A 26,993-nucleotide genomic window follows, 5' to 3' on the forward strand; every position below is an offset into this window, starting at 1 on the left:
CTAGTAAGAGAGTCGGTATTGAGATATAATGGAAGATAAGTATGTTAGAATAGGAGAGAAAGAATGAAAATCAAAGAAAGACTACAGGAAAATAAAGTACATATTTCATTTGAAGTATTTCCGCCGAAGACAGATGCAGGCTTTGAATCCGTTATGGGAGCGGTGGAGAAAATCGCTGCTCTGAAGCCCTCTTATATCAGTGTTACCTATGGTGCCGGCGGCGGAACGAGCAAGAATACAGTGAAGATCGCTTCACACATTAAGAAAGATCTGGGTGTGCCGAGTCTCGCACATCTGACTTGCGCGTCTTCCACAAGGGAAGAAGTTCATGCAGTGATCGACCGGCTGAAAGAAGAGGGAATTGAAAATATTCTTGCACTTAGGGGAGATATTCCGAAAGACGCCAGTTTCCCGATTCCGGGACAGTATCACTATGCATCCGAACTGATCCGGGACATCAAAGAACAGGGAGATTTCTGTATTGGCGCAGCCTGCTATCCGGAAGGACATGTAGAATCTGCAAGCAAGGATGAAGACATTCTCCATTTGAAAGAAAAAGTGGACTGCGGTGTGGATTTTCTTACGACACAGATGTTTTTCGATAACAGTATTCTTTATAATTTCCTTTATCGTATCCGCGAAAAAGGGATCACGGTTCCGGTGCTTCCCGGAATCATGCCGGTTACAAACGGTAAGCAGATCGCAAGGATTTGTTCGCTCTCCGGAACTGTGCTTCCGCAGAGATTTCTCGCGGTAGTGGATAAATTCGGAGATAATCCGGCGGCAATGCAGCAGGCCGGAATCGCTTATGCGACAGACCAGATCATCGATCTGATTGCAAACGGAATACAGAATATCCATATTTATTCTATGAATAAGCCGGAGGTTGCAGCGGCAATCATGGCAAATCTTTCAGAAATTATGAAATAGGTGTAACTATGACAGACTTAAGGACGAAAGAAGCGATTCGTTACCTTGGTTATGGAAAACACGCGGTAGATGAGGGAACGCTTGGGCTGATTTCAGACTCTTTCAGGGATCTGGAAGCATGTGCGGCAGCGAAATCCATCTACCGCATTTTTGAATGTGAACATACAGGGGAGAACGAATTACAAATAGGAAAAATGAATATTACAAGCAGGAGTCTCGGAAGGAACCTGAAGGGATGCGGCAGTGTGGTTCTGCTTGGAGCTACACTGGGGACCGGCGTGGATCTGATGATGAAGCGGTTCTCCCTCACAGATATGGCCAAGACGGTGGTACTTCAGGCCTGCGCCGCAGCGTATCTGGAGGAATATCTGGATCAGCTCCAGGAGAAGATCGGTGAAGAGCTAAGGCAACAGGAAAAATGGCTCAGACCACGATTCAGTCCCGGGTACGGGGATTTTGATATTCATCATCAGAAGGACATTCTGCAAATGCTGGATACGGCCAAAACGATCGGCCTTACGATGACGGACAGCTATATGCTTACACCGGTCAAATCTGTGACTGCACTGATCGGGATCAGCGATTCCGATGAGAAATGTCATATCAAAGGCTGTGAATCCTGTGGGAAGACAGACTGCATTTACAGAAGAAACTAGAAGAAGTTAGAAGGAGCAATGGACATGAGTATACGAGAAAGACTGGGCAGAGAACTGCTCTTTTTTGACGGAGGAATGGGGACGCTTCTCCAGGAACGGGGACTGGAACCGGGAGAGCTCCCTGAAGTATGGAATCTGAAGCACCCGGAAGAGGTCGAGGAGATCCACCGGAGATATTTTGAAGCAGGCAGCGACATCGTCCTGACCAATACGTTCGGGGCAAATGCCTGCAAATTCCATGATGACAACTGGTCACTGGAGAAAGTTATCTGTGCTGCCGTGAAAAATGCAAAGCGGGCACAGGAGCAGGGAGTGCTGGATGGAAGAGAAACCTATGTGGCACTCGATATGGGACCCACCGGTAAGTTGTTAAAGCCCATGGGCGATCTGGATTTTGAGGATGCGTACCGCGCATTTGCAGAAGCTGCCACCCTCGGAGAAAAGAACGGTGCAGATCTCATCCATATAGAAACCATGAGTGACACCTACGAGGTGAAAGCTGCGGTACTTGCCGCGAAAGAAAACACCTCCCTTCCGGTATTTGCCACGATGATCTTCGATGAGCGGGGAAAACTTCTGACCGGTGGAGATGTCCCGTCCGTTGTGGCGATGCTTGAAGGACTGGGAGTCGATGCCATCGGAATGAACTGCGGCCTCGGACCGGACCAGATGCTTCCACTTCTGAAAGCGATGCGACGCTACACCTCTCTTCCGGTCATCGTAAAGCCAAATGCGGGACTTCCGAAGCAGAAGAACGGGGAGACATATTATGATGTAGAGCCGGAACGTTTTGCCGCCACGATGAAGAAAATCGTAGAAGAGGGTGCCTGCGTCATCGGAGGCTGCTGTGGAACCACACCTGATCATATCCGAAGAATGGTGGAAGCCTGCAAGGACCATCCAATCCTTCCGGTGGAAGAGAAGGAGGATACCATCGTTTCCTCCTATGGGAAAGCAGTGATTTTAGGGGATATGCCGCTTATTATCGGTGAGCGCATCAATCCGACCGGCAAAAAAAGGTTTAAAGAAGCATTGAAAGCGCACGATATGGATTACATCCTCAAAGAGGGAATCACACAGCAGGAGAAGGGTGCGCACATTCTGGATGTCAATGTGGGACTGCCGGATATCGATGAAGTGCAGATGATGAAGGATGTAGTGACCCAGCTTCAGAGCGTGACCAGCCTTCCGCTGCAAATCGACACGGTAGACGCAAAGGCCATGGAAGCCGCCATGCGGATCTACAACGGCAAACCTATGCTTAACTCCGTTAGCGGCAAACAGGAATCCATGAACGCCGTCTTCCCGCTGGTGAAAAAATACGGTGGTGTCGTAGTCGGGCTGACCTTAGACGAACAGGGAATACCTTCCGATGCAGACGGAAGAGTGAAGATCGCCGGAAAAATCATCGAAGAAGCCGCAAAATACGGAATCAGGAAGAAAGATATTGTTATCGATGTGCTGACCATGACCATCAGCTCCGAGAAGGACGGTGCAAAAGTCACCCTGGAAGCCCTCAGAAAAGTGCGAGAGATCTACGGAGTGCGCACCGTACTCGGCGTATCCAACATTTCCTTCGGACTTCCCAAAAGACCGGTGATCAACAGCCATTTCTACACCATGGCGATGCAGAACGGACTGACGGCAGGCATCATCAATCCTTCCTCCGAAGAAATGATGAAATCTTACGACGCATTCCTCGCACTGATGGGATACGATGAAAACTGTACCTCCTATATCACCAAATATGCTGCACAGGCAGCGGCGGAAAAAGCTGCGGCACAGGTGGCAGGCGGAAACGGAACACTCCGGATAGCGGGCGGAAACGGCCCCTCCCAGCCGGTGGGCACAGATACCGGGAACACACTGACATTAAAATACGCAATCGAAAAAGGCCTGAAGGAAGAAGCCCATCATCTCACCCGGGAACTCGTGAAAACACGGGATGCGATGGAGATCATCCAGCAGGAACTGATCCCCGCACTCAACGTCGTTGGAGACGGCTTTGAAAAAGGAACCGTGTTCCTTCCCCAGCTCCTCATGAGTGCCGACGCCGCAAAAATCGCCTTTGCCGTTATCAAAGACGTACTCGCCGAATCCGGAGCTGCCGAAGAAAAAAAAGAAAAAATCATCCTTGCAACCGTCAAAGGCGACATTCACGATATCGGCAAAAACATCGTCAAAGTCCTTCTCGAAAACTACGGCTTCGAAGTCCTGGACCTCGGCAAAGATGTACCGCCGGAACTTATCGTAGAAAAAGCAATTGAAGAAGAAGTGACACTCGTAGGCCTAAGCGCACTCATGACCACCACCGTAGTCAGCATGGAAGAAACCATCCGCCAGCTCCGCGAGAAAAAGCCCGACTGCCGCGTCATGGTAGGAGGCGCCGTCCTCAACCAGGAATACGCCGACATGATCGACGCCGACTTCTACGGCAAAGACGCCATGCAGTCCGTACACTACGCCCAGTCCCTCTTCGGAACAGAAAACAAAGTTTAGAAAAAATTCATAAAATCAAGCCACAAAAACCACAAATTATGTGAAAATTGATTTGAAAAGAACCCATTCATATGTTATGATAAAACTAGTTTAGCAAGGGAGGCACGAGTATGGCATTTTTCTCAACACTAATCAGCACACTTATTAAAATGGCTATCATAGCAGTCTTCGCATTCCTCGGAATCCTGACCGGAAAAAAACTGCGCGACCGCAAAAACGCCAAAACCACAGCTGAAGAAAAATAATGAAGACAGATAAAAAGATTCTCCGGACCATAAATCCGGAGAATCTTTTTATTTGTCTGACTTCCCCCGCTCAATCGGTCCCATCTATGGGACCCAATTGAGCCCCACCCAGGAAAACCACATCCTCCCCCAGAAAATGCACATCCTCCCCCAGAAAATGCACATCTTCTCCCAGAAAATGCACATCCTCCCCCATGGAAATGCACAGCCCCCGCCTGACAGGTATGGTTCCCGGACCGTCAAAAACGCCGGCACTTGATGGCAGCAGCCGCATGCGCGGCGCCCTGGCATCATAGTACCGCTGCGTTTTTGCCCGAGCGAAAGCGAGTCCGGGAACCATCCCTGCCAGGCGGGGGCGTCCCCATTTTCCAACGCGAAACAGTTGACAAACCTCCCCACAATCTTTATAATTAAACTTTAGCAAATTGCGTGCAGAATTTTGCACGATACAGTATAGGAGGAAAAAGATGAAAGCGTACGGAGTAAACGAATTAAGACGTATGTTCCTTGAGTTTTTTGAGAGTAAGGACCATTTGAAGATGAAGAGTTTTTCGCTGGTACCGCACAACGACAACAGCCTTTTGCTGATCAACTCCGGTATGGCACCGTTAAAGCCGTATTTTACCGGACAGGAGATCCCGCCGAGACGTCGTGTGACGACCTGCCAGAAGTGTATTCGTACCGGTGATATTGAAAATGTTGGAAAGACAGCACGTCACGGTACATTTTTTGAAATGCTCGGTAACTTCTCTTTTGGAGATTACTTTAAGAGAGAAGCAATCCACTGGTCATGGGAGTTCTTGACAGAAGTTGTGGGACTGGACCCGAACAGATTATATCCGTCTGTATATCTGGATGACGATGAAGCATTTGAGATCTGGAATAAAGAAATCGGAATCGCTCCGGAGCGGATTTTCCGTTTTGGAAAAGAAGACAATTTCTGGGAGCATGGTTCAGGCCCGTGCGGTCCATGTTCTGAGATCTATTATGACCGCGGTGAGAAATACGGCTGCGGCAAACCGGGATGTACCGTAGGATGTGAATGTGACCGATACATGGAGATCTGGAACAACGTATTTACCCAGTTTGACAATGACGGACATAACAATTATACAGAACTGGAACAGAAGAACATTGATACCGGTATGGGACTTGAGAGACTTGCATGTATCGTACAGGATGTAGATTCCATGTTCGATATTGATACACTGAAGGCACTTCGCGATCAGGTATGCGAACTTGCAGGTGTGTCTTACGGTGAAGATTATAATACAGACGTATCCCTTCGCGTGATCACCGACCATATTCGTTCCATATCGTTCATGATTTCCGATGGAATCATGCCTTCCAATGAAGGACGCGGCTATGTGCTGAGAAGACTTCTCCGCCGTGCCTGCCGTCACGGAAGACTTTTGAACATCGAGGGCGGTTTTCTGACCAAGCTTGCAGAGACTGTAATCGAAGGTTCCAAGGACGGCTATCCGGAGCTGGAAGAGAAGAAAGACTTTATCATGAATGTGATTCGCAAAGAAGAAGAGCAGTTCGACAGGACGATCGATCAGGGCCTTGTCATTCTCAATGAGATGAAAGAGAAGATGGTGGTAGAAGGCGTAAAGACTCTGTCCGGCGAGGATGCATTCAAATTATATGATACCTACGGATTCCCGCTTGATCTGACGAAAGAGATCCTGGAAGAAGAGAACATGGATGTGGATGAAGACGGATTCAAGGCCGCTATGGAAGTACAGCGTCAGACTGCAAGAAAAGCACGTAAAGTGACAAATTATATGGGCGCAGACGTGACCGTTTACGAATCCATCGATCCTTCCGTGACATCCGAATTTGTCGGATATGATAACCTGACCTATGAATCAAAGATCACCGTTCTTACAACCGACGAAGAGGTTGTGGATGCACTGTCAGATGGAGAAAGAGGAACCATTTTTGTAGAGAAGACTCCGTTCTACGCAACCAGCGGCGGACAGGAAGCTGACCACGGCGTGATCAGCTGCGGAGATGGAGAATTCATCGTAGAAGATGTTGTAAAACTGCTCGGCGGCAAGATCGGTCATATCGGACGCATGACCCGCGGAATGATGAAAGCAGGAGATACGGTAACACTTACCGTAGATGCCGAGAGACGTTCTCTCTGCGCAAGAAACCACAGTGCGACTCATCTGCTTCAGAAAGCACTCCGCACGGTTCTCGGAACTCATGTTGAACAGGCAGGTTCCAGCGTAAATGACGAAAGACTGCGTTTTGACTTCTCGCATTTCTCTGCAATGACACCGGAAGAATTGCAGAGGACCGAAGATATGGTCAACGACAGCATTTCCAGATCCCTTCAGGTTATCGCGAAGAATATGCCGATCGAAGAAGCAAGAAAGACCGGAGCACAGGCACTTTTCGGTGAAAAATACGGTGATATTGTACGAGTTGTCAATATGAGTGATTACTCCATCGAATTCTGTGGAGGAACCCACGTTGCAAATACAGGAGAAATCGGAGCATTTAAGATCATATCCGAGAGCGGTGTGGCAGCCGGCGTGCGCCGTATCGAAGCGTTGACTTCCAAAGGACTTATGAAATATTACGCGGCTCTGGAAGAAAAGATGCACGAAGCTGCGAAGCTTCTGAAGGCGACCCCGGATAATCTCACTGAGAAGATCACGCATCTGCAGGCTGAGAACAAAGAACTTCACAGCGAAGTCGAGAGCCTGAAGAGCAAACTGGCAAAGGACGCTATGGGCGATGTGATGAGCCAGGTAGAAGAAGTGAACGGAGTGAAGGTTCTTGCTGTCAGCGTAGAAGATATGGATATGAACGGACTTCGCGATCTCGGCGACCAGCTCAAAGAGAAGCTTGGAGAAGGTGTGGTCGTGATTGCATCTGCTGCAGGCGGCAAAGTCAGCCTGATGGCAACCGCAACCGACGGAGCAATGAAGAAAGGCGCTCATGCCGGAAATCTGATCAAGGCAATCGCATCCTGCGTTGGCGGTGGCGGCGGCGGACGCCCGAACATGGCACAGGCAGGCGGAAAGAATCCGGCAGGCATTCCGGATGCACTTGCAAAAGTGAAAGAGGTTTTAGCAGGACAGATTCAATAAATTATGCATAATTTGGCATATTTTTAAAGAAAATTCTTGACTGTATTAAAAAATATGCTATAATCATGTGTAGTGCAATAAAATACCCGAACAGTCGTATAATGCACAATACAAGGCTGGAGGGGAGGTTAGGTGTGAGACTATGTCAAATGTAATCGTAAAAGAAAACGAGACGTTAGACAGCGCTTTACGCAGATTCAAAAGAAACTGCGCAAAGGCAGGAATTCAGCAGGAGATTCGTAAGAGAGAACATTACGAAAAACCAAGCGTAAGACGTAAAAAGAAATCCGAAGCTGCTAGAAAACGTAAATATAATTAATATGTGCAGAATAATGAGGTGTTTGAATATCAACACCTCATTTTTTTAGCGGGCAGGAGGTCGAAGGGCCAAGTGCCGGAGGAATGGATATGTGGTGGAATAGAGTGATTTTTGGAGTTGGAAGTTATGAATTAGTCATGTGGTTCCTGACTTACGGAATGCTGGGATGGCTCGTCGAATCGATCTATATGTCCTTTTGTAATAAAAAGCTGACGAACAGGGGATTCGGAAGAGGTCCGTTCTGTCCAATCTATGGTGTGGGGGCGCTGACTGTATTTTTTCTCCTCAGGCCATACAGCGAGAATCGTGTCCTGTTGTTTTTCATGGGATCCTTTTTCGCAACCATTCTGGAATATCTGACCGCACTTCTGATGCAGAAGGTGTTCGGAGAAGTCTGGTGGGATTATAATGAAAAACCTTTCAACTATAAAGGGATAATCTGTCTCGAAAGTTCGATCGCCTGGGGGTTCTATACCTTGTTTCTCTTCATGTTCCTGCAGAACACAGTGGAGGGAATCGTGGCATTGATCCCGCTTTATGTAGGACGGGTGGCAGGTTCGGTACTGATCACCGTATTCGGTATGGATTTTCTTTCATCCTTCTACAATGTAAAAAAGGATGATATGCCGGAATGTGTTACCGGACCGATCGAAAGAATAAAAGAGAATATCCGTAATTTTATTTAGAAAATTTATCTGAAATATCTATAATTTTTTTGTAAAAATTTTGTGTTGACAAATTTTAGACTGAGGTATATACTCATAATCGTTAAATGACAAAGGCGTCATGTACAGGATGTACATGGCGCTTTTTTTTATCTTGAAAGAAGATAAGACTCCCACCTTCATAGGTGGCGAGTTGCGCAAGTTACTCTTGGTGGGAGTCAAATCTACTTCATTTTGATATTTCTTACAACAATAAAGAAAATGGGAGGAATTTCTTATGAAACTCAAAGACACAGGATTAACAGCAGAAGAATTGAAAGCCATTGTAAACAAATACATGGTAGAAACCTATGCACGTTACGATTTCATCGCAGAGAGAGCAGAGGGAATGTATCTGTATGATGAAAAAGGCGTTGCATATCTTGACTTCTATGGCGGTGTTGCTGTAAACAGTGCCGGAAACAGAAATCCGAAAGTAGTTGCGGCAATCAAGGATCAGGTTGATGATATTATGCATACCTTCAACTACCCATATACCGTACCGCAGGCACTCCTTGCAAAAAAAATCTGTGACACGATCGGGATGGATAAGATTTTCTTCCAGAACTCAGGAACAGAAGCTAATGAATGCATGATCAAAATGGCAAGAAAATACGGTGTTGAAAAATACGGCCCGGAACATTACCATATCGTAACAGCTGTCAACGGTTTCCATGGCAGAACCTACGGAGCACTTTCAGCAACAGGTCAGCCGGACAATGCATGCCAGCTTGGATTCAAACCGATGCTTCCTGGATTCTCTTATGCAAAATACAATGATCTGGAAGATTTCAAATCAAAAGTAACAGAAAATACGATCGCGATCATGATCGAGCCGGTACAGGGCGAAGGCGGTGTACATCCGGCAACACAGGAATTCATCGAAGGACTTCGCAAGCTCTGCGATGAGAGAGGAATGCTTCTCCTTCTTGATGAAGTACAGACCGGATGGGGACGTACAGGTTCTCCGATGGCATTCATGGGATACGGAGTAAAACCGGACTGTGTAACTATGGCGAAAGCAATGGGCGGCGGAATGCCGATCGGAGCTTGCTGTGCAAGTGAAGAGGTTGCGAAAGTATTTACATCAGGAACACATGGTTCTACATACGGTGGACATCCTCTTGCATGTGCTGCATCTCTTGCATCTATCACAGAGATTCTGGACAACGACCTGAGCGGAAACGCAAAAGTAATGGGAGAATACTTCAAAGAAAAACTTGCAACCCTTCCACATGTAAAAGAAGCAAGAGGAAAAGGACTCCTGGTAGGCTGCGAATACGATATGCCGATTGCATTGGATGTGAAATGGGCATGCTTCCGCAGAAAACTTCTGATCACGGCGATCGGAAACAATGTAAACCGTATGATTCCGCCACTTACACTTACCAAAGATCACATTGATCAGGCAATCGAGATCATGAGAGATGCGATCCTTGAAGTGACAGGAGAATAGAAGACGGCGTGAAACAATCATAAATATTGCAAATAAAGGCATTGCATGCGAACATCACAAAGCATGGCAATGCCTTTTTTTGTTCCATGCATTTGAGAAAATGGTCCATTGGATTATTGTGAGTTGTCATGTATATAATAAAATGAGCTTGCTATTTTTGTGATTTGGCAGTATATTTCTTTCAAATGGTTCCGTATATAAGGCGGTTATTTACAATGGAGGGATAAATCAATGTTGAAACGGATGCAGCTTTTTCCGCTGAATTTTTATAAAAAGGCAAAGTTTAACGGAAGTATGGGAAAGATGAATTTCCGACTGGGAAAAGAAGAAAAAGAATCTGAGGATGGCGAGAAGGAGACGATCCTTCTGGGTACGGTCTGGGAAGGACCGTACAATTACGACAACACTCCGGAGGAAAAAAAAGAGACGAAAGAATTTGCCTTTGCAGAAGAAGGAATCTGCGAAGCGCTGGACTGGTTTAATGAAAAAGGAAAAGAATATAACGGAAACATAGGATAGAAGGTTCTATTTTAATGCGGCATGGCATTTATTAGTAACAGACGAATCGGTGAAGGAGCTGTTTTATGCGTAGATTTCTGACTGTATTTCTGGGAATCGTACTGTGCCTGCAGACGAGTTATAGGATGCCATGCCTGGTCAGCCTGGCGAATGAAGAAACGCAAACAACCGGCAATATCCAGGATGATTCCGGGGAAAAAGAAGAAAATACAGAAGAACTCGGCATTTCCGCAGAGTCAGGAATAATTATGGAAGCTTCCTCCGGGAAAGTTCTCTATGAGAAGGAGGCCGACAAGGAGCTTCCGCCTGCGAGTGTGACCAAGATCATGACACTTCTGCTCATTTTTGATGCTCTTGAGAGTGGACAGATCCATCTGGAGGATGAGGTGACGACTTCCGAGTATGCGGCATCCATGGGCGGATCCCAGGTGTTTCTGGAACCGGGAGAAAAGCAGAGCGTGGAAACTATGATCAAATGCATTTCTGTGGCAAGTGCGAACGACGCCTGTGTGGCAATGTCCGAATTGATCTGTGGCAGTGAGCAGGCCTTTGTACAGAAGATGAACGAACGTGCCAAGGGGCTTGGAATGGAACATACTCATTTCGTAAACTGCAACGGACTGGATACGGACGGACACCTCACGACCGCAAGAGATATCGCACTGATGTCTCGGGAACTCATCACAAAATATCCAGAGATTCATAAGTATTCGATGATCTGGATGGAAAATATCACCCACACGACTGCTAAAGGAACCAGCGAATTCGGTCTCACCAACACCAATAAATTGATTCGCCAGTACGAATACGCGACAGGACTGAAGACCGGCTCCACCAGTAAGGCAAAGTTCTGCCTTTCGGCAACGGCTGAAAAAGACGGGATTGAAATGATCGCTGTTGTCATGGCTGAGCCGGATTCCAAAACCCGTGTCAAGGATGCGATTTCCATGCTGAACTACGGTTTTGGAAAATGCAGCCGTTTTGTCGATGAAAATGTGCTCGAGGAGCCGATTTTTGCAGAAGTGACCAGGGGAATTGAAAAACAGGTTGAAGGCGAAGCCGAGAATTCCTTTCAGTATGTGGATGTAACAGGTGCAGATCTGAATGCCATAACGAAAGAAATAACGGTGGAAGAACTCGATGCACCGGTGAAAAAGGGCGATACCATCGGGCGGGTAAGCTACAAGCTGAACGGAGAAAAGATTGGTGAAGTTGCCATTTATGCAAAAGAAGATGTCGGAGCGATGACATTTTTTTCGGCATTGCTGGACGTATTGGAAGAAATGACAGTTTAAGGAGATGCACCGGAAATTCAGGAAAATGCTTTCGAAGGAGTTACGGCTACAGCTTTCTATCCCGGCGGGAATGAGACCTGGACAAGCGATGTGATGCAGAACTACGGCGGCACCATCACCTGGAAACCTTTCTGCAAAGAGCATGCGTGGGGTGAATGGACTGTTATCACCGAGCCTACCTGTACCGAAAAGGGTGAGGAAACCAGAACCTGCACTGTTTGCAAGGTTACCGAAACCCGCGAGGTAGATGCTCTGAATCATAAGTGGGACGATGGCGTTATCACCACAGAACCGACAGAAGATGCCGAGGGAGAAAAGCCCCGGTCAAAGCGAAGTTTACCCTCGCTCTGGCCGGGGTTCTATTGTGACGGACCATACGATCCTCGGTTAGAAGAATTTATAAATCAGGTGTACAAATATTCAAAAATCAGATATGATATAAGTACCATGGAAATGCTGGGTTTGAAACTGTAAGAAAAGGAATATATGTAGATAAGACAGGGTTGATATCGTTTATTAACAGTACACTTGGAACAAGCGATAAGATGACATGTGTAAGCAGACCACGACGTTTTGGAAAATCATTTGCAGCAAAGATGCACGTGAGAAATTTGTTCGTGCTGTAACTACAGGGAAGCATACAGAAATTGCAAAGCTGATTCGTAACTCTGATCATCTTCTGGATGCTACATTGAATATGGATGCGGAAGAGGTGGCTGCTGCAATTAAGGATTATGGAGCAGATATTCTGTTGGTTGGAATTAATTACGATCCGAAGAGCAAAGAACATTCCTGTATGATAGAACGGGTAGAACGAGATTAAGATGACTTTAAGGAGATTTGCAGAATGATATATTTACTTGCTGCCCTCATAGCGGCAGTGCTGCTCATATTAGCTGAAATATACCGGGAGACACATCGGTTTGTAGTGACGGAATACGAGATCAGGACACCGAAGCTTCCTCCTGAAATGGAAGATAAAAGAATCGTATTTTTAAGTGATCTTCATAACCGCGAATACGGAGAGGAGAATGGTAAGCTTCTGGAAAAGATTCGGGAGCAGAAACCGGATCTGATCCTCTGCGGCGGGGATATGCTTGTGGCAAATAGAAATACGCATGGCGGCAGGGAGAGTTCCTGGGGAAAGGCGGCAGAATGCATGAAAAAACTGACCGAATTTGCCCCGGTATATTGCGCGCTCGGAAACCATGAACAGAGGATGCTTGAAGATCCGGAAAATTACGGCGACAGCTACTGGAAATATAAGAAAGAACTGGAACAGGCCGGAATCCATTTTCTGATCAATGAATCCTGCGAGATGGAATGGGAAGGCACTCGGGTTCTTCTGTATGGAATGAAGATGCCTTCGGAATGTTATGCCAGATTCGGCAGGATGGAGCCTTCCCTGCAGGATATGAAAGACGGACTGGGACAGGCAGATCCGCAGGCATGGAATGTTCTGATGGTGCATCACCCGGAATTTGTCACGATCTACAAAGAATGGGGAGCGGATCTGATTCTTTCCGGTCACCTTCACGGGGGCGTTATGCGGCTCCCTGTACTGGGAGGCGTCATCAGCCCTCAAGTAGGGCTGTTCCCGAAATATTCCGGCGACTGCTACAAAGAGGGAGATACAAGTATTGTAGTCAGCAAAGGACTGGGGACGCATACGATCAATATCCGTCTGTTCAATCCGGCGGAGCTGATCGTGCTTCATATTCATGGAATGTAGAAGAATGATTTATGCCTGTGGATATTGCCATGGGCTTATTTCAGTGGATTTGTAAGATCTATTTGCCCGAAAGCCAGAAGTGTGTTACACTGTTCTAGTGCACGGACACGCTTTGATTCGACAGACGGAAAGGCAGTAAGAATATGGGAATTCCGGTAAAACTGCAGGTGTTTGAGGGGCCGTTGGACCTTCTTCTGCATCTGATTGATAAAAATAAAATAGATATTTACGATATTCCGATCGTGGAAATCACCAACCAGTATATGGAATATATCCGAGATATGGAACGGGAAGATCTGAACATTATGAGTGAATTCCTGCTGATGGCAGCCACGCTTCTGGACATTAAGTGCCGTATGCTCCTGCCGAAGGAAGTCAACGAAGAGGGCGAAGAAGAGGACCCGAGACAGGAACTGGTGGAACAGCTCCTCCAATATAAGATGTACAAATATATGTCTTATGAGCTTCGGGATCGTCAGGTAGACGGAGAGAAGATTTATTACAAGGAGGAAACGCTTCCCGATGTTGTCAAGAGCTATGTCGAGCCTGTGGATCTGGATGAGCTTCTCGGGGATCTAACCCTTTCGAAGCTGAATGACATTTTCCAGGAAGTATTAAAACGACAGACGGAGAAGACGGATCCAATCCGAAGTAAATTCGGAAAGATTGAGAAGGAAGAAGTGACATTGCCTGAGAAACTGAATTATGTGGAAGAGTATGCGAAAGTACACCGCAACTTCAGCTTCCGGGATCTACTTACTAGACAGGCATCCAAGGTCCAGGTGATCGTTACATTTCTTGCAATATTAGAACTTATGAAAATCGGAAAGATTACGATTTATCAGGAACATACGTTTGATGATATACTGATTACCTCGAACGAGAATGAAGGGGAACATAATGAAGATTAAACAGCTGCAAGGCATAATCGAGGCGATTTTATTTGCCATGGGTGATTCGGTTGAAGTCAGCAAGATCGCTGCGGCAATCGAACAGGATGTGCCAACTACAAAGAAAATCATTCACAACATGATGGACCAATATGAGAAGGAAGGCAGGGGAATCCGCATCATTGAACTGGAGGATTCCTTTCAGCTTGCCACGAAGCCGGAAATGTATGAGTATTTGATCCGGATCGCCAAGCAGCCAAAGCGCTACGTCCTCACCGATGTCATGCTGGAGACGCTTTCGATCATCGCGTACAAACAGCCGGTTACCAGACTGGAGATCGAGAAGATCCGTGGTGTGAAATCAGACCATGCCGTGAATAAACTGATCGAGTACAATCTTGTCTGTGAGGTGGGAAGGCTCGACGCACCGGGGCGACCGTTGTTATTCGGAACCACTGAAGAATTTCTTCGAAGATTCAGCGTAACGTCGCTGGATGAGCTGCCGGGAATCGATGCGGAGAAGATGGAGACATTCAAAGAAGAGGCCGAAGACGAAGTTCAGCTGAAGCTGGATATATAACCGGGACAGAGGTATTATACATGTAAAAAGCAGAAAGCTGCAGAAATTGTAGGAAACAGGATCATTCCTGTATACATTTTCTGCAGCTTTTTTAGTTGCAGTGCAGACTCTCCAAAAGGTTCGGTAATCAATAGCTTCATTGAGAAATTGGAAGAAAGAAGATGCATGGAGAAAAGCACCCGTTCATACGATAGGATAGAGGAAAATAATGTCCTCAAGAGGAGCTATGATATGATTCGAATAGGGAGATGTGCGTAATGAAAAGAATCCGGAATCTTATATCGGTCACCTGCATTTTCATCATATCCATTAATCTCATCGTGATGCCGCAGCTTGCCGGGACTGAAGAAATACTCCATGCGCTGGCTTCTGACGAGGTATGGGAAGTGAATCAGGCATCTCAGGAATCAGTGAAGGAAGAAGAAGCAGCAGGTTCCCTGCCGGAAGAGCTGCAGAATCTGCATGCCATTTCCGCTGTGCTGATGGATGCCAAGAGCCGGCGTGTCCTGATCTCGAAGGACGGGCAAACCATGCGGCCGATGGCAAGCACGACAAAAATCATGACCTGTATCCTTGCCCTGGAAGCGATGAACGCGGAGAATGAAAGCGCGGAGAATGAAGGTACACAGATGGAAAGTGCCGGGGAAATTGTGACCGTATCGAAGAATGCTGCTTCCCAGCCTAAGGTCCATTTGCAGATGGCAGAAGGAGAACAGTATTATCTTGAAGATCTCTTGTATTCCCTGATGCTCGAATCACACAACGACAGTGCAGTTGCCATCGCCGAGCATATTGCTGGCAGTGTGGAACAATTTGCCGAGAAAATGAATGAAAAGGCAAAAGAAATCGGGTGTACCAATGCCCATTTTGTGACGCCAAACGGACTGGACGCGGAAGATGACGGCGGAAAGCACAGCATTTCGGCTGCCGATCTGGCAAGGATCATGAGCTACTGCATTCTCGAATCACCAAAAGCAGAAGAATTTCTGGGGATCACCCAGCAGAAAAGCTATTCTTTTTCCAATGTCGAAGGGACAAGGAATTTTACCTGCACAAACCACAACTTGTTCCTGGATATGATGGAGGGAGCCATTTCAGGAAAAACCGGGTTTACAGGAGAAGCAGGGTATTGTTATGTGGGAGCACTGGAGAATGGCGGAAGAACCTTTGTCGTTGCGCTTCTGGGCTGTGGATGGCCCAATAACAAAAGTTATAAATGGGTTGATACCAAGAAATTGATGCAGTATGCGCTGAAGACGTATCAGTACCGCGATGTATGGAAAGAGCCGGTGCTCAGGGAAATTACCGTGGAAAATGGAATTCCGGATGATCAGGAGCTGTTTGGGGATGCAAAATCCACGCCGGTCCTGCAGACAGAGGAAGGAAAACAGAAGGAACTGCAGGTTCTTTTATCGGAGTCGGAACAGGTAGAGGTGACTGTCTGCCAGGAAGAAACAATGCAGGCACCGGTGACGAAAGGAACAGAAGCGGGCTATGTATGCTATACTTTGAATGGAGAAGTACTAAAAAAGTACCCTCTGGTCATTGAAGAGGAGATTCCGGTGAAAAACTATGCCTGGGTATTCCGAAAAATCTGTAAAAAATACATGATGATAAATTAGATCAATTAAATTGCTTAAATTTGTCGCTGGACTTTATAATATAGATGTGTTAGGATATGTGAGTACAACAAAATAGAGCAAGAACATTGACGAATATTTATGAATTTTGCGCGAAGACTGAAAAATTCCTATAATTCAGACAAATTACATTCTTGAGTATTTATAGAAGGAGAGAACACGATGAAGAATTTTGAAAAGTATGAAAGACAATATTTTATGCCGCCGGAAGTCAGTTATGACTGGGCGAAGAAGGATTACATTGAGAAACCACCGATCTGGTGCAGTGTGGATCTGCGTGACGGCAATCAGGCACTGATCGAGCCGATGAGCCTGGAGGAGAAGCTGGAATTCTTCCAGTTGTTAGTTAAAGTCGGATTTAAAGAGATCGAAGTCGGTTTTCCGGCAGCATCCGAGACAGAATATCAGTTCATGCGCACTTTGATCGAGAAGAATATGATTCCGGACGATGTGACCGTACAGGTACTGACTCAGGCACGTGAACATATCATCAAGAAAACATTTGAAGCAGTAAAGGGAGCGCCCCATGCGGTTGTACACCTTTACAATTCGACATCCGTTGCTCAGCGTGAGCAGGTGTTCCGCAAGAGTAAAGAGGAGATCAAGAAGATCGCGATCGACGGAGCGAAACTTTTGAAAACACTGGCTGATGAGACAGAAGGAAATTTCACCTTCCAGTACAGTCCGGAAAGCTTCCCGGGAACCGAAGTGGATTACGCAGTGGAAGTGTGCAACGCCGTTCTGGATGTATGGCAGCCGACCCCGGATAAGAAAGCAATCATCAACATTCCGACAACCGTAGAGAACGCAATGCCGCATGTATTTGCAAGCCAGGTAGAATATGTAGACAAACACCTCAGCCATCGCGATGGCGTGATCCTCTGCCTGCATCCACACAATGACAGAGGATGTGGTGTGGCAACCGCAGAGCTTGGTGTACTTGCCGGAGCAGAGCGTATCGAGGGAACGCTGTTTGGAAATGGAGAACGTACCGGTAACGTGGACATTATCACACTGGCTATGAACATGTTCTCACACGGTGTTGATCCGGGACTGGATTTCTCCAACATGATGGAAATCCGTGAGACCTATGAGCGTCTTACCAGAATGCATGTTTACGAACGTCAGCCGTATGCAGGAGATCTGGTATTTACCGCATTTTCCGGATCCCATCAGGATGCGATCGCGAAAGGTATGGCCTTCAGGGAAGAGAAAGAATGCGATAAATGGACGGTTCCGTATCTGCCGATCGATCCGAAAGATGTGGGACGTACCTATGACAAGGATGTTATCCGTATCAACAGCCAGTCCGGTAAGGGCGGCGTCAACTACATATTAAAGCAGAACTTCGGTATCAATCTGCCGAAGGAGATGAAGGAAGAAGTGGGATATCTCGTAAAAGATGTATCCGACAAGGCTCACAAAGAGCTGACTCCGGAATGGGTTTACCATATTTTCGAGGACAATTATGTCAATTACAAAGGTGTCTTTACGATTGATGAGTGTCATTTCAAACAGGAAGACGGAATCCTTGCGACAGCAACCATTTCGCATGCGAACAGCAAACGGATCGTGACAGCATCCGGTAATGGACGTCTCGATGCGGTAAGCAATGCGATCAAGCAGTATTTCAACATCAGCTACGAGCTGTCCTTCTATGAAGAACATTCTCTGACAAAGGGATCTTCTTCCAAGGCATGTGCATATGTCGGTATTATCTGCAACGGACATACATACTGGGGAGTCGGCATTGATGCAGACATTATCCACGCATCCATCGATGCACTGGCAGTTGCGGTTAATAAAATTGAAGAGATCAAAACAGCAGATGAGTGTAAGGACGAACGTATGCTTGAGATCATGAATTATATTCAGGCAAACTATCTGGATGTTTCTCTGGATGACCTCTCTGAGAAATTCTTCCTTTCCAAGCCGTACCTGTCCAAATACATCAAAGAAAAATCAGGTATGACGTTCGGGGACATCGTAAAGAAAGTCCGTATGAAAAAAGCCAGAGCCATGCTTAAGAGCAGCAGTATGACCGTGGAAAATATCGCGCTTTCTGTTGGATATCAGAACGTGGAGCATTTTAACCGGCTGTTCAAAAAAGCGTATAATATGACACCGGTACAGTTCCGGAATCAGAAATAGGTGACAAGGGGGCGAGTGACTAGGGGTGACGGGTGACCGGTGACCCTAGTCACTCGTCCCCTTGTCGCTTTTGGTCTTTTTTTAATACAATGTGAAATTATTAACGAGTTATTCGCGAAAAATGTTGCAGTTTCCAGAAAATACAAGTATAATAAACTCGGCAGAAAATTTGGTTTATATTTAAATTTATAAAATGGAGGGCTAGATTTATGAGTAACACAACAACATCAAATCCGGCAGGCATGAGAATTGCTGCATTGCTTGATTCGGGAAGTTTTGTTGAAATCGGCGGAGCAGTAACAGCAAGAACGACAGATTTCAACATGCAGGAGAAAGAGACTCCGGCAGATGGTGTCATTACCGGTTATGGAGTCATTGACGGTAATCTTGTCTATGTGTACAGCCAGGACGCGACTGTTTTAAAGGGCGCGATTGGTGAGATGCATGCAAGAAAGATCGCACATATCTATGACATGGCAATGAAGATGGGTGCACCGGTCATTGGACTTATTGACTGTGCAGGTATGCGTCTTCAGGAAGCAACAGACGCACTGAATGCATTTGGAAGTCTCTACTACAAACAGGCAATGGCTTCTGGCGTTATTCCACAGATTACTGCTATTTTCGGAAATTGCGGCGGTGGACTCGCAACAGCTGCAGCACTGACTGATTTCACATTTATGGAGACAAAGGGCAGATTATTTGTGAACTCTCCGAATGCAATCGTCGGAAATGAAATTAAGAAATGTGACACATCCTGTGCTAAGTTCCAGAGCGAGGAATCCGGAATGGTGGATGCAGTCGGAACAGAAGAAGAGATCCTGGAAAATATCCGTGAACTCGTATGTATGCTTCCGGCAAATAATGAGGATAACGATTCTTATGATGAATGTACCGATGATCTGAACCGGATCTGTGAAGATATTGAAAATGCAGCCGAGGACCCATCCATTGTTCTGTCAATGCTTTCAGATAGCGGCGTTTTCTTCGAAACAAAGAAAGAATACGCAAAAGATATGGTGACCGGTTTTATCCGTCTTAACGGAATGACCGTAGGAGCAGTGGCAAACCGTTCAAAAGTATTTGATGAAGAAGGAAAGGCAGCAGAAGAATTCGACGGTTCTCTTTCAGCAAGAGGATGCAAGAAAGCAGCCGGATTTGTGAAATTCTGTGATGCATTTGGAATTCCGGTCCTGACACTTACCAATGTAACAGGATTCAAGGCAGCTGTATGTTCGGAGAAGAATCTTGCGAAAGCAATGGCATCACTTACCTATGCATTCGCCGATGCAACCGTACCGAAAGTTACTGTTGTAACCGGAAAAGCATACGGAAGCGCATATGTGACCATGAACAGCAAATCCATCGGAGCAGACATGGTTTATGCATGGCCGAACGCTGAGATCGGTATGATGGAAGCTGATATGGCAGCAAAGATCATGTACGCAGATGCAGATGCCGATACATTAAAAGAAAAAGCAGTGGAGTATCAGGAACTTCAGTCAAGCCCGCTTTCTGCTGCAAGAAGAGGCTATGTAGATACGATCATTGAACCGGCCGACACAAGAAAATATGTGATCGGCGCATTTGAGATGTTATTTACAAAGAGGGAAGAACGTCCTTCAAAGAAACACGGAACAGTTTAGTGAGGTGAAGCAAAGTGAAGAAAAAAATCAGTTTATTAATCTGCATTCTGGCACTTGCGTTTGCCTTTACCGGCTGCGGTAATGCGAAAGGAATCCAGTATGATCCGGAGACCATCGAGCAGAGCTGTGAACAGGTATTATATGTCGTTGCAAGCGGCGGTATCTCAGGTGAGCAGGTCAGCAGCATGTCAGACTGGAATCAGGGCTATCTGATGGCACAGTTTGAGTCCCAGACCGGCGTCCAGATGGAGGCAGAAGATTTTATTACTGCATTAGAAGGATGGAGTGCGTCAGCGGATGAATGCGGACAGTACATCAGTCACGGAGACTATGAATTCAAGACCAGCAGTACGACTCTGACGGTAACTGCACCGGCAGAATTCTCAGACAGAGAAGCTGATCTGGAGTTTACATTTGATGAGAATCTGAAGCTGGAGTCATTTACGGTAAATGCTTCCTTCAGCACGGGCGAGATTCTTAAGAAAGCCGGATTGAATACATTATTAGGTATGGGAACTGTATTTTGTGTTTTGATATTCATGAGTTTTATTATTTCTCTGTTTAAATACGTTCCTGCATTAGTAGACAGAAAATCCAAAAAACAGGCGGAGCCTGCAAAAGCTGCTCCGGCTCCGGCACAGGCAGAAGAAGCCGCAGCAGAAGAGGAGATCGATGACACAGAGCTTGTCGCGGTTATCGCTGCAGCGATTGCTGCTTACGAAGGAACTTCTACGGACGGTTTCGTAGTACGTTCTATTAAGAGAAGAAAATCCAACAAATGGAATGCATAAATATAGTTGATATTCAGGAGGAAATAATCATGAAAAATTATACAATTACAGTGAACGGAAACGTATATGATGTGACAGTAGAAGAAAACGGAGCAGGAGCTTCACCGGCACCGGCAGCAAGACCGGCAGCGGCACCTAAGGCAGCACCAAAGGTAGCACCGGCAGCAAAAACGGCAGCAGGCGCAGGCAGCATTAAAGTGGCAGCAGGTGCAGCCGGAAAAGTATTCAAGATCGAAGCAAGCGTCGGACAGAAACTTGCAAAAGGTGATACCGTTGTGATCGTAGAAGCAATGAAGATGGAAATTCCTGTTGTGGCTCCGGAAGACGGAACCGTTGCTAGTATTGATGTAGCAGTAGGCGATATGGTAGAAGCAGGCCAGACATTAGCTACATTAAACTAAGGAGCAGCATCCTTTTGACAAACAGGAGGTTATAACATGGAATACATTACAAATACACTGGGAAATCTCCTGCATCAGACCGCATTTTTCAATCTGACTGTTGGAAACTACGTGATGATTGCAGTTGCATGTTTTTTCCTTTACCTTGCGATTAAGCATGGCTTCGAACCGCTGCTTCTCGTACCGATCGCATTTGGTATGCTTCTGGTAAATATTTACCCGGACATCATGCTTCATGCAGAGGACGCAGCAAACGGAACCGGCGGACTCTTATATTATTTCTTCAAACTGGATGAATGGGCGATCCTCCCGTCTCTGATCTTCATGGGCGTAGGAGCGATGACCGACTTCGGACCGCTGATCGCAAATCCGAAGAGTTTCCTTCTCGGAGCAGCAGCCCAGTTTGGTATCTTCGCAGCTTATCTGGGAGCCATGGCAATGGGATTCTCAGACAAAGCAGCAGCAGCTATTTCCATTATCGGTGGAGCAGACGGACCGACTTCCATCTTCCTTGCCGGTAAATTACAGCAGACGGCCATCATGGGACCGATCGCCGTGGCAGCGTATTCCTACATGTCACTGGTGCCGATTATCCAGCCGCCAATCATGAAACTCCTTACAACCGAAAAAGAACGTAAGATTAAAATGGGACAGCTTCGTCCGGTTACCAAACTGGAAAAGATTCTTTTCCCGATCGTCGTTACCATCGTTGTGTGTCTGATTCTTCCTACAACAGCACCACTGGTTGGTATGCTGATGCTCGGTAACTTATTCAAAGAATCCGGTGTAGTAAGACAGCTTACAGAGACCGCTTCCAATGCCATGATGTACATCGTTGTCATTCTGCTTGGAACATCCGTAGGTGCAACCACAAGCGCAGAAGCATTCCTGAACCTGGATACTCTGAAAATCGTGGCACTTGGTCTTGTTGCATTCGCATTCGGTACCGCAGCCGGAGTGCTCTTCGGTAAGATCATGTGCTGGGCAACTCATGGACAGGTGAACCCGCTGATCGGTTCCGCAGGTGTATCCGCCGTACCGATGGCAGCCCGTGTATCCCAGAAGGTCGGGGCGGAAGCAGACCCGACAAATTTCCTTCTGATGCACGCAATGGGACCAAACGTTGCCGGCGTAATCGGAACCGCCGTAGCCGCCGGAACATTCATGGCTATATTCGGAGTAATGTAACAACAGGAAGGAATTTGCTTGCTTGCAAGGGCAAATTCCGGTTGTTATCGAATGTCAGGCAGCACGAAGTGCGGAGATTCCGAAGGAATCACATGCGAAGCATGTGCCTGACTATGAGATAAGAATCCGTGAGCAGCCAGTCCCGTGAATCGTTCAAAGACAAGCAAGGGCAAATTCCGTAATAGAAAAACTTGGAGGATGAAATAAATGGCTGAAATTGAAAAAAAACCAATTAAAATTGTGGAAACTGTTCTCCGTGACGCACATCAGTCTCTGATCGCGACACGTCTTACAACCGAACAGATGCTTCCAATCGTTGATAAAATGGACAAAGTCGGATATCACGCCGTAGAATGCTGGGGCGGAGCTACGTTCGATGCATCCCTTCGTTTCTTAAAAGAAGATCCGTGGGACAGACTTCGTAAATTCCGTGACGGATTCAAGAACACCAAACTTCAGATGCTCTTCCGCGGACAGAATATCCTTGGATATCGTCCTTATGCAGATGATGTAGTAGAATACTTCGTCCAGAAATCCGTTGCAAACGGAATCGATATCATCCGTATCTTTGACTGTTTGAATGACTTAAGAAACCTTCAGACAGCCGTAAAAGCAGCAAACGCAGAAAAAGCAGAAGCACAGGTAGCACTTTCCTACACATTGGGAGATGCATACACACTGGATTACTGGGTAGACATCGCAAAACGTATCGAAGATATGGGAGCAAATTCCATCTGTATCAAAGATATGGCAGGCCTGTTACTTCCATATAAAGCAACCGAACTGGTAGGCGCATTAAAAGAAGCAGTGGATCTTCCAATTGAACTTCATACACACTACACATCCGGTGTTGCTTCCATGACATACCTGAAAGCAGTCGAGGCAGGAGTCGATATCATCGACACCGCAATGTCTCCATTTGCACTCGGAACCTCACAGCCGGCAACAGAAGTAATGGTAGAAACCTTCAAAGGCACACCATACGACACCGGATTTGACCAGAAGCTCCTCGCAGAGATCGCAGACTACTTCCGTCCGATCCGTGACGAAGCACTTGACAGCGGTCTTCTGAATCCGAAGAACCTCGGCGTAAACATTAAGACACTCCTCTATCAGGTGCCGGGCGGAATGCTCTCCAACCTGACAAGCCAGCTGAAAGAACAGGGTGCAGAAGACAAATTCTACGAAGTACTCGAAGAAGTACCGCGCGTAAGAAAAGACCTCGGCGAACCGCCGCTCGTAACACCATCCTCACAGATCGTCGGAACACAGGCCGTATTCAACGTCCTGATGGGCGAACGCTACAAGATGGCAACCAAAGAGACAAAAGACGTACTCAGCGGAAAATACGGCGCAACCGTAAAACCATTTAACGAAGAAGTAAAGAAAAAAGTACTTGGCGATGACGCAGAAGTCATCACATGCCGTCCGGCAGACCTGATTCCGGATGAACTGGATACCCTCGAAAAAGAAATGGCCCAGTACAAACAGCAGGATGAAGACGTACTCAGCTACGCACTCTTCCCGCAGGTAGCAATCGACTTCTTCAAATACCGCGATGCACAGCAGAAAAAAGTTGATGCAACAATCGCAGATACTGAGAATGGAAGCTACCCGGTGTAGGGACGGTTCTTTTGCCACGACCAGCGCCCTTTGGCTCGCGTTAGGTTCGGGGCTCGCGTTGGGAACGACTCTTTTGCCACGATCAGTGCCTAATGTGCAGATATAAATGATATAACGAAAGAAAAGAAGAGGGCTGTCGCATTTAAGGATATGTAAACCTTAGATGTGGCGGCCTTTTTTGTCTTTTTCATAGAAAACGCTTTGAGGCACCTTAGTATTTTCCAAGAATTAAGCTTTTGTCTTTAGAGAAAATAAGTTTGGTCATAGAGGTTTTTTTAGTAAAAATATTGTAAACCCCACCTAATTGTTGTAAGATGTAAAAATGAGCAAAGGGCGCTCCGTGACAGAAGGAACGTCCCCAAAGGAGGCAGTTCATGAGTACGCAAAATGAACTATTAACAAGACTGGAAGAAAAGTATCCGAAACTGAGCAAAGGCCAGAAGCGCCTGACGGATTATATCCGGCAGAATTACGACAAAGCAGCATTTATGACGGCATCGAAGCTGGGGGAAGCAGTAGGTGTCAGCGAGTCCACGGTTGTGCGTTTTGCATCTCAGCTCGGATACAAGGGATATCCGGAATTTCAGAAAGCACTTGGAGAGCTGGTGCGGACAAAACTGAATTCGATCCAGAGGATGGAGGTCACTTACGGAAGAATTACCCAGAGTGAGATTCTTGAGACTGTGCTTCAGTCGGATATCGATAAAATCAAGATGACAATGGAAAGCATTGATCAGCAGGCGTTTGAGTTGGCGGTAGATACGATCCTCAATGCAAAGAGAATCTATGTAGTCGGCATCCGAAGCTGCGCCCCGTTAGCTAATTTCCTCAGTTTTTATTTAAATTTGATCTGCGAAAACGTAATCAGTGTTCATACGAACAGCTCCAGTGAAATATTTGAACAACTGATCCGGATCAATGAAGAGGATGTGATTATCGGCATCAGCTTCCCGCGCTACTCCATGAGAACGCTGAAAGCACTGGAGTTTGCAAGCAACCGTAAAGCGAAAGTGATCACATTGACCGACAGTGTACATTCTCCGATGAACCTCTATTCTTCCTGCAACCTGATCGCACGAAGTGATATGGCGTCTATCGTGGATTCCCTGGTCGCACCTTTAAGCGTGATCAACGCTCTGGTCGTGGCGCTTTGCATGAAGAAGCAGAAAGAAGTCATCCAGACACTGGAAACACTGGAAGATATCTGGGACGAGTATCAAGTCTACTCGCGGGACGAACTGAATTCGGTCGGAGATACCGTAACCATGAAATCTGATAAGACGGGAGAAAAAGAGAATCAATGAGTAAAGTATTGATCATAGGAGGCGGCGCAGCCGGGATGTTTGCTTCGATCTTTGCCGCCAGAAATGGAAACGAAGTGCATATATTTGAAAAGAATGAAAAACTCGGCAAGAAGCTATTCATCACAGGAAAAGGACGCTGCAACATCACCAATGCCTGCGATATGGATACCTTATTTGCAAATGTAGTCACAAATGAGAAATTTATGTACAGCAGTTTTTACGGTTTTACCAATCAGGATGTGGTGGATTTTTTTGAAAATGCCGGGCTTCCGGTAAAAATCGAGCGTGGAAATCGTGTATTTCCGCAATCTGACCATTCCTCGGATGTGATAAAGACTCTGGAAAAAGAGATGAAAAATCTGGGCGTCCAGGTACATTTCTATACAACAGTGAAAAATGTGGTTGCGGAAAACGGCTCATTTTCCCATCTGGTACTGGCCGATGGAAGTAAAGTGACGGCGGACGCATGTATCATTGCGACCGGCGGACTTTCCTATCAGACAACCGGATCGACCGGAGATGGATTCGAGTTTGCAGCAAGTCTTGGCCATACCATCACCGATACCGCCCCTTCACTGGTGCCGATTGAGACAAAAGAAGATTTCGTGCCGCAGCTAATGGGATTATCCCTGCGAAATGTACAGGCCACGATCTACAATGGGAAGAAAGAAATCTTCTCAGATTTCGGAGAGATGTTGTTCACCCATTTCGGCGTCAGCGGCCCGCTCATCATCAGCGCCAGCGCATATGTAGGCAAAATGCTCGGAAAAGGGAAAGAACTGAAGCTGGTGATTGATCTGAAACCGGCACTTTCCGAAGAACAGCTCGATGCGCGCGTACTGCGTGAATTTGAAGAAAACCATAATAAACAGTTTAAAAATGCTGTGAATTCCCTCTTCCCAGCGAAACTCATTCCGGTCATGGTCGCACTAAGCGGAATTGATCCGGAGAAAAAAGTGAATATCATATCGAGAGAAGAACGTCAGCATTTCGTTCATCTTATCAAACACCTGAAACTGACACTTACCCGACTGCGCGATTACAAGGAAGCAATTATCACACGCGGGGGAGTGAAGGTCAAAGAAGTGAACCCATCCACAATGGAATCCAAACTGGTAAGAGGAGTGTATTTCGCAGGAGAAGTTCTGGATGTGGATGCACTTACCGGAGGATTTAACCTCCAAATCGCATGGTCTACGGGGTATGCGGCGGGAAGCAATATTTGGTAGGAAGAAAAACGATGCTAAAAGGTTGAAGCGATGCAAAGTTTCGACCTTTTATACGTTCTACGAAAAATGAAATGAGAATATATATAGA

25 protein-coding genes are annotated in these 26,993 nt (G+C 46.4%); 24 read left to right on the forward strand and 1 reads right to left on the reverse strand.

Translation table 11 applies throughout. The annotated features are described in order from the left end of the window. Window positions 1-63: 63 nt before the first annotated feature. The 4 genes from metF to ACTNA4_RS07440 all read left to right on the forward strand — a co-directional run bounded on the left by metF (window position 64) and on the right by ACTNA4_RS07440 (window position 4,330). Window positions 64-930, forward strand: coding sequence for a methylenetetrahydrofolate reductase [NAD(P)H] (gene metF / locus ACTNA4_RS07425; protein WP_427807953.1), 867 nt, complete (start codon window positions 64-66; stop codon window positions 928-930). Between the two features lie 8 nt (window positions 931-938). Further along, window positions 939-1,586, forward strand: coding sequence for a vitamin B12 dependent-methionine synthase activation domain-containing protein (locus ACTNA4_RS07430; RefSeq protein WP_427807951.1), 648 nt, complete (start codon window positions 939-941; stop codon window positions 1,584-1,586). Between the two features lie 24 nt (window positions 1,587-1,610). Next, window positions 1,611-4,085 (forward strand): homocysteine S-methyltransferase family protein, encoded by a 2,475-nt coding sequence (locus ACTNA4_RS07435; RefSeq protein WP_441029358.1) that lies wholly within the window; start codon window positions 1,611-1,613, stop codon window positions 4,083-4,085. Between the two features lie 110 nt (window positions 4,086-4,195). Beyond that, window positions 4,196-4,330 carry a hypothetical protein gene (locus ACTNA4_RS07440; protein WP_441029361.1) on the forward strand — a complete coding sequence of 45 codons (135 nt, stop codon included), beginning with the start codon at window positions 4,196-4,198 and terminating at the stop codon, window positions 4,328-4,330. Window positions 4,331-4,400: 70 nt separating this feature from the next. Here ACTNA4_RS07440 and ACTNA4_RS07445 read toward each other — a convergent pair whose 3' ends face one another. Continuing rightward, window positions 4,401-4,604, reverse strand: coding sequence for a hypothetical protein (locus ACTNA4_RS07445; protein WP_441029363.1), 204 nt, complete (start codon window positions 4,602-4,604; stop codon window positions 4,401-4,403). Window positions 4,605-4,797: 193 nt separating this feature from the next. Between ACTNA4_RS07445 and alaS the strand changes: the two genes are divergently transcribed. The 20 genes from alaS (at window position 4,798) to ACTNA4_RS07545 (ending at window position 26,905) form a co-directional block, all read left to right on the forward strand. Beyond that, entirely contained in the window at window positions 4,798-7,437 is a 2,640-nt protein-coding gene (alaS, locus tag ACTNA4_RS07450; RefSeq protein ID WP_441029365.1) for an alanine--tRNA ligase, read from the forward strand. Between the two features lie 142 nt (window positions 7,438-7,579). After that, window positions 7,580-7,756, forward strand: coding sequence for a 30S ribosomal protein S21 (gene rpsU, locus ACTNA4_RS07455; protein ID WP_004054229.1), 177 nt, complete (start codon window positions 7,580-7,582; stop codon window positions 7,754-7,756). A gap of 89 nt (window positions 7,757-7,845) precedes the next feature. Further along, the gene (locus tag ACTNA4_RS07460) at window positions 7,846-8,442 is read left to right on the forward strand and encodes a putative ABC transporter permease (RefSeq protein ID WP_427807943.1); all 597 of its coding nucleotides are present in this window, start codon (window positions 7,846-7,848) and stop codon (window positions 8,440-8,442) included. Window positions 8,443-8,698: 256 nt separating this feature from the next. Further along, window positions 8,699-9,916, forward strand: coding sequence for an aspartate aminotransferase family protein (locus tag ACTNA4_RS07465; protein ID WP_427807941.1), 1,218 nt, complete (start codon window positions 8,699-8,701; stop codon window positions 9,914-9,916). Between the two features lie 231 nt (window positions 9,917-10,147). Further along, window positions 10,148-10,435, forward strand: a complete 288-nt coding sequence (locus tag ACTNA4_RS07470) for a hypothetical protein (RefSeq protein WP_427820665.1) — start codon at window positions 10,148-10,150, stop codon at window positions 10,433-10,435. Window positions 10,436-10,500: 65 nt separating this feature from the next. Then, complete coding sequence (locus tag ACTNA4_RS07475; protein ID WP_441029368.1) at window positions 10,501-11,730, forward strand: D-alanyl-D-alanine carboxypeptidase family protein; 1,230 nt, start codon at window positions 10,501-10,503, stop codon at window positions 11,728-11,730. Window positions 11,731-11,820: 90 nt separating this feature from the next. Further along, window positions 11,821-12,204 carry a hypothetical protein gene (locus ACTNA4_RS07480; RefSeq protein ID WP_441029371.1) on the forward strand — a complete coding sequence of 128 codons (384 nt, stop codon included), beginning with the start codon at window positions 11,821-11,823 and terminating at the stop codon, window positions 12,202-12,204. Window positions 12,205-12,280: 76 nt separating this feature from the next. Beyond that, window positions 12,281-12,553, forward strand: a complete 273-nt coding sequence (locus ACTNA4_RS07485; protein WP_441029536.1) for a hypothetical protein — start codon at window positions 12,281-12,283, stop codon at window positions 12,551-12,553. Window positions 12,554-12,577: 24 nt separating this feature from the next. After that, complete coding sequence (locus tag ACTNA4_RS07490) at window positions 12,578-13,462, forward strand: metallophosphoesterase (protein WP_441025380.1); 885 nt, start codon at window positions 12,578-12,580, stop codon at window positions 13,460-13,462. 143 nt (window positions 13,463-13,605) lie between these two features. Continuing rightward, window positions 13,606-14,373, forward strand: a complete 768-nt coding sequence (locus tag ACTNA4_RS07495; protein WP_427805859.1) for a segregation and condensation protein A — start codon at window positions 13,606-13,608, stop codon at window positions 14,371-14,373. Next, entirely contained in the window at window positions 14,363-14,932 is a 570-nt protein-coding gene (gene scpB / locus ACTNA4_RS07500; RefSeq protein ID WP_427805858.1) for an SMC-Scp complex subunit ScpB, read from the forward strand. The genes ACTNA4_RS07495 and scpB overlap by 11 nt, the downstream gene beginning before the upstream one ends. A 257-nt stretch (window positions 14,933-15,189) precedes the next feature. Then, window positions 15,190-16,554: a D-alanyl-D-alanine carboxypeptidase family protein gene (locus ACTNA4_RS07505; RefSeq protein ID WP_441029374.1), complete on the forward strand. Its 1,365-nt coding sequence runs from the start codon at window positions 15,190-15,192 to the stop codon at window positions 16,552-16,554. Between the two features lie 180 nt (window positions 16,555-16,734). Continuing rightward, window positions 16,735-18,723: a 2-isopropylmalate synthase gene (locus ACTNA4_RS07510; RefSeq protein ID WP_427805856.1), complete on the forward strand. Its 1,989-nt coding sequence runs from the start codon at window positions 16,735-16,737 to the stop codon at window positions 18,721-18,723. Window positions 18,724-18,932: 209 nt separating this feature from the next. Further along, the gene (locus ACTNA4_RS07515) at window positions 18,933-20,369 is read left to right on the forward strand and encodes an acyl-CoA carboxylase subunit beta (RefSeq protein ID WP_441029377.1); all 1,437 of its coding nucleotides are present in this window, start codon (window positions 18,933-18,935) and stop codon (window positions 20,367-20,369) included. A 14-nt stretch (window positions 20,370-20,383) separates the two neighbouring features. Then, window positions 20,384-21,160 carry an OadG family transporter subunit gene (locus ACTNA4_RS07520; protein ID WP_441029380.1) on the forward strand — a complete coding sequence of 259 codons (777 nt, stop codon included), beginning with the start codon at window positions 20,384-20,386 and terminating at the stop codon, window positions 21,158-21,160. 29 nt (window positions 21,161-21,189) lie between these two features. Next, window positions 21,190-21,561 (forward strand): biotin/lipoyl-containing protein, encoded by a 372-nt coding sequence (locus ACTNA4_RS07525; RefSeq protein WP_441029383.1) that lies wholly within the window; start codon window positions 21,190-21,192, stop codon window positions 21,559-21,561. Between the two features lie 36 nt (window positions 21,562-21,597). Continuing rightward, window positions 21,598-22,749: a sodium ion-translocating decarboxylase subunit beta gene (locus tag ACTNA4_RS07530; protein ID WP_427805852.1), complete on the forward strand. Its 1,152-nt coding sequence runs from the start codon at window positions 21,598-21,600 to the stop codon at window positions 22,747-22,749. Window positions 22,750-22,956: 207 nt separating this feature from the next. Continuing rightward, a complete protein-coding gene (locus ACTNA4_RS07535) occupies window positions 22,957-24,372 on the forward strand; it encodes an oxaloacetate decarboxylase subunit alpha (protein ID WP_427805851.1) in 1,416 nt (471 codons plus the stop codon). Between the two features lie 374 nt (window positions 24,373-24,746). Beyond that, entirely contained in the window at window positions 24,747-25,676 is a 930-nt protein-coding gene (locus tag ACTNA4_RS07540; RefSeq protein WP_427805850.1) for a MurR/RpiR family transcriptional regulator, read from the forward strand. Further along, entirely contained in the window at window positions 25,673-26,905 is a 1,233-nt protein-coding gene (locus ACTNA4_RS07545; protein ID WP_441029386.1) for an NAD(P)/FAD-dependent oxidoreductase, read from the forward strand. The genes ACTNA4_RS07540 and ACTNA4_RS07545 overlap by 4 nt, the downstream gene beginning before the upstream one ends. Window positions 26,906-26,993: the final 88 nt, after the last annotated feature.

The sequence above is a fragment of the Bariatricus sp. HCP28S3_A7 genome, assembly GCF_052066375.1.
Lineage (GTDB): Bacteria > Bacillota > Clostridia > Lachnospirales > Lachnospiraceae > Allocoprococcus.

Coding starts and splice junctions, on each gene's coding strand:
- metF (WP_427807953.1), top strand. CDS start 64: ATGAAAATCAAAGAAAGACTACAGGAAAATAAAGTACATATTTCATTT.
- ACTNA4_RS07430 (WP_427807951.1), top strand. CDS start 939: ATGACAGACTTAAGGACGAAAGAAGCGATTCGTTACCTTGGTTATGGA.
- ACTNA4_RS07435 (WP_441029358.1), top strand. CDS start 1,611: ATGAGTATACGAGAAAGACTGGGCAGAGAACTGCTCTTTTTTGACGGA.
- ACTNA4_RS07440 (WP_441029361.1), top strand. CDS start 4,196: ATGGCATTTTTCTCAACACTAATCAGCACACTTATTAAAATGGCTATC.
- ACTNA4_RS07445 (WP_441029363.1), bottom strand. CDS start 4,604: ATGCGGCTGCTGCCATCAAGTGCCGGCGTTTTTGACGGTCCGGGAACC.
- alaS (WP_441029365.1), top strand. CDS start 4,798: ATGAAAGCGTACGGAGTAAACGAATTAAGACGTATGTTCCTTGAGTTT.
- rpsU (WP_004054229.1), top strand. CDS start 7,580: ATGTCAAATGTAATCGTAAAAGAAAACGAGACGTTAGACAGCGCTTTA.
- ACTNA4_RS07460 (WP_427807943.1), top strand. CDS start 7,846: ATGTGGTGGAATAGAGTGATTTTTGGAGTTGGAAGTTATGAATTAGTC.
- ACTNA4_RS07465 (WP_427807941.1), top strand. CDS start 8,699: ATGAAACTCAAAGACACAGGATTAACAGCAGAAGAATTGAAAGCCATT.
- ACTNA4_RS07470 (WP_427820665.1), top strand. CDS start 10,148: ATGTTGAAACGGATGCAGCTTTTTCCGCTGAATTTTTATAAAAAGGCA.
- ACTNA4_RS07475 (WP_441029368.1), top strand. CDS start 10,501: ATGCGTAGATTTCTGACTGTATTTCTGGGAATCGTACTGTGCCTGCAG.
- ACTNA4_RS07485 (WP_441029536.1), top strand. CDS start 12,281: ATGTGTAAGCAGACCACGACGTTTTGGAAAATCATTTGCAGCAAAGAT.
- ACTNA4_RS07490 (WP_441025380.1), top strand. CDS start 12,578: ATGATATATTTACTTGCTGCCCTCATAGCGGCAGTGCTGCTCATATTA.
- ACTNA4_RS07495 (WP_427805859.1), top strand. CDS start 13,606: ATGGGAATTCCGGTAAAACTGCAGGTGTTTGAGGGGCCGTTGGACCTT.
- scpB (WP_427805858.1), top strand. CDS start 14,363: ATGAAGATTAAACAGCTGCAAGGCATAATCGAGGCGATTTTATTTGCC.
- ACTNA4_RS07505 (WP_441029374.1), top strand. CDS start 15,190: ATGAAAAGAATCCGGAATCTTATATCGGTCACCTGCATTTTCATCATA.
- ACTNA4_RS07510 (WP_427805856.1), top strand. CDS start 16,735: ATGAAGAATTTTGAAAAGTATGAAAGACAATATTTTATGCCGCCGGAA.
- ACTNA4_RS07515 (WP_441029377.1), top strand. CDS start 18,933: ATGAGTAACACAACAACATCAAATCCGGCAGGCATGAGAATTGCTGCA.
- ACTNA4_RS07525 (WP_441029383.1), top strand. CDS start 21,190: ATGAAAAATTATACAATTACAGTGAACGGAAACGTATATGATGTGACA.
- ACTNA4_RS07530 (WP_427805852.1), top strand. CDS start 21,598: ATGGAATACATTACAAATACACTGGGAAATCTCCTGCATCAGACCGCA.
- ACTNA4_RS07535 (WP_427805851.1), top strand. CDS start 22,957: ATGGCTGAAATTGAAAAAAAACCAATTAAAATTGTGGAAACTGTTCTC.
- ACTNA4_RS07540 (WP_427805850.1), top strand. CDS start 24,747: ATGAGTACGCAAAATGAACTATTAACAAGACTGGAAGAAAAGTATCCG.
- ACTNA4_RS07545 (WP_441029386.1), top strand. CDS start 25,673: ATGAGTAAAGTATTGATCATAGGAGGCGGCGCAGCCGGGATGTTTGCT.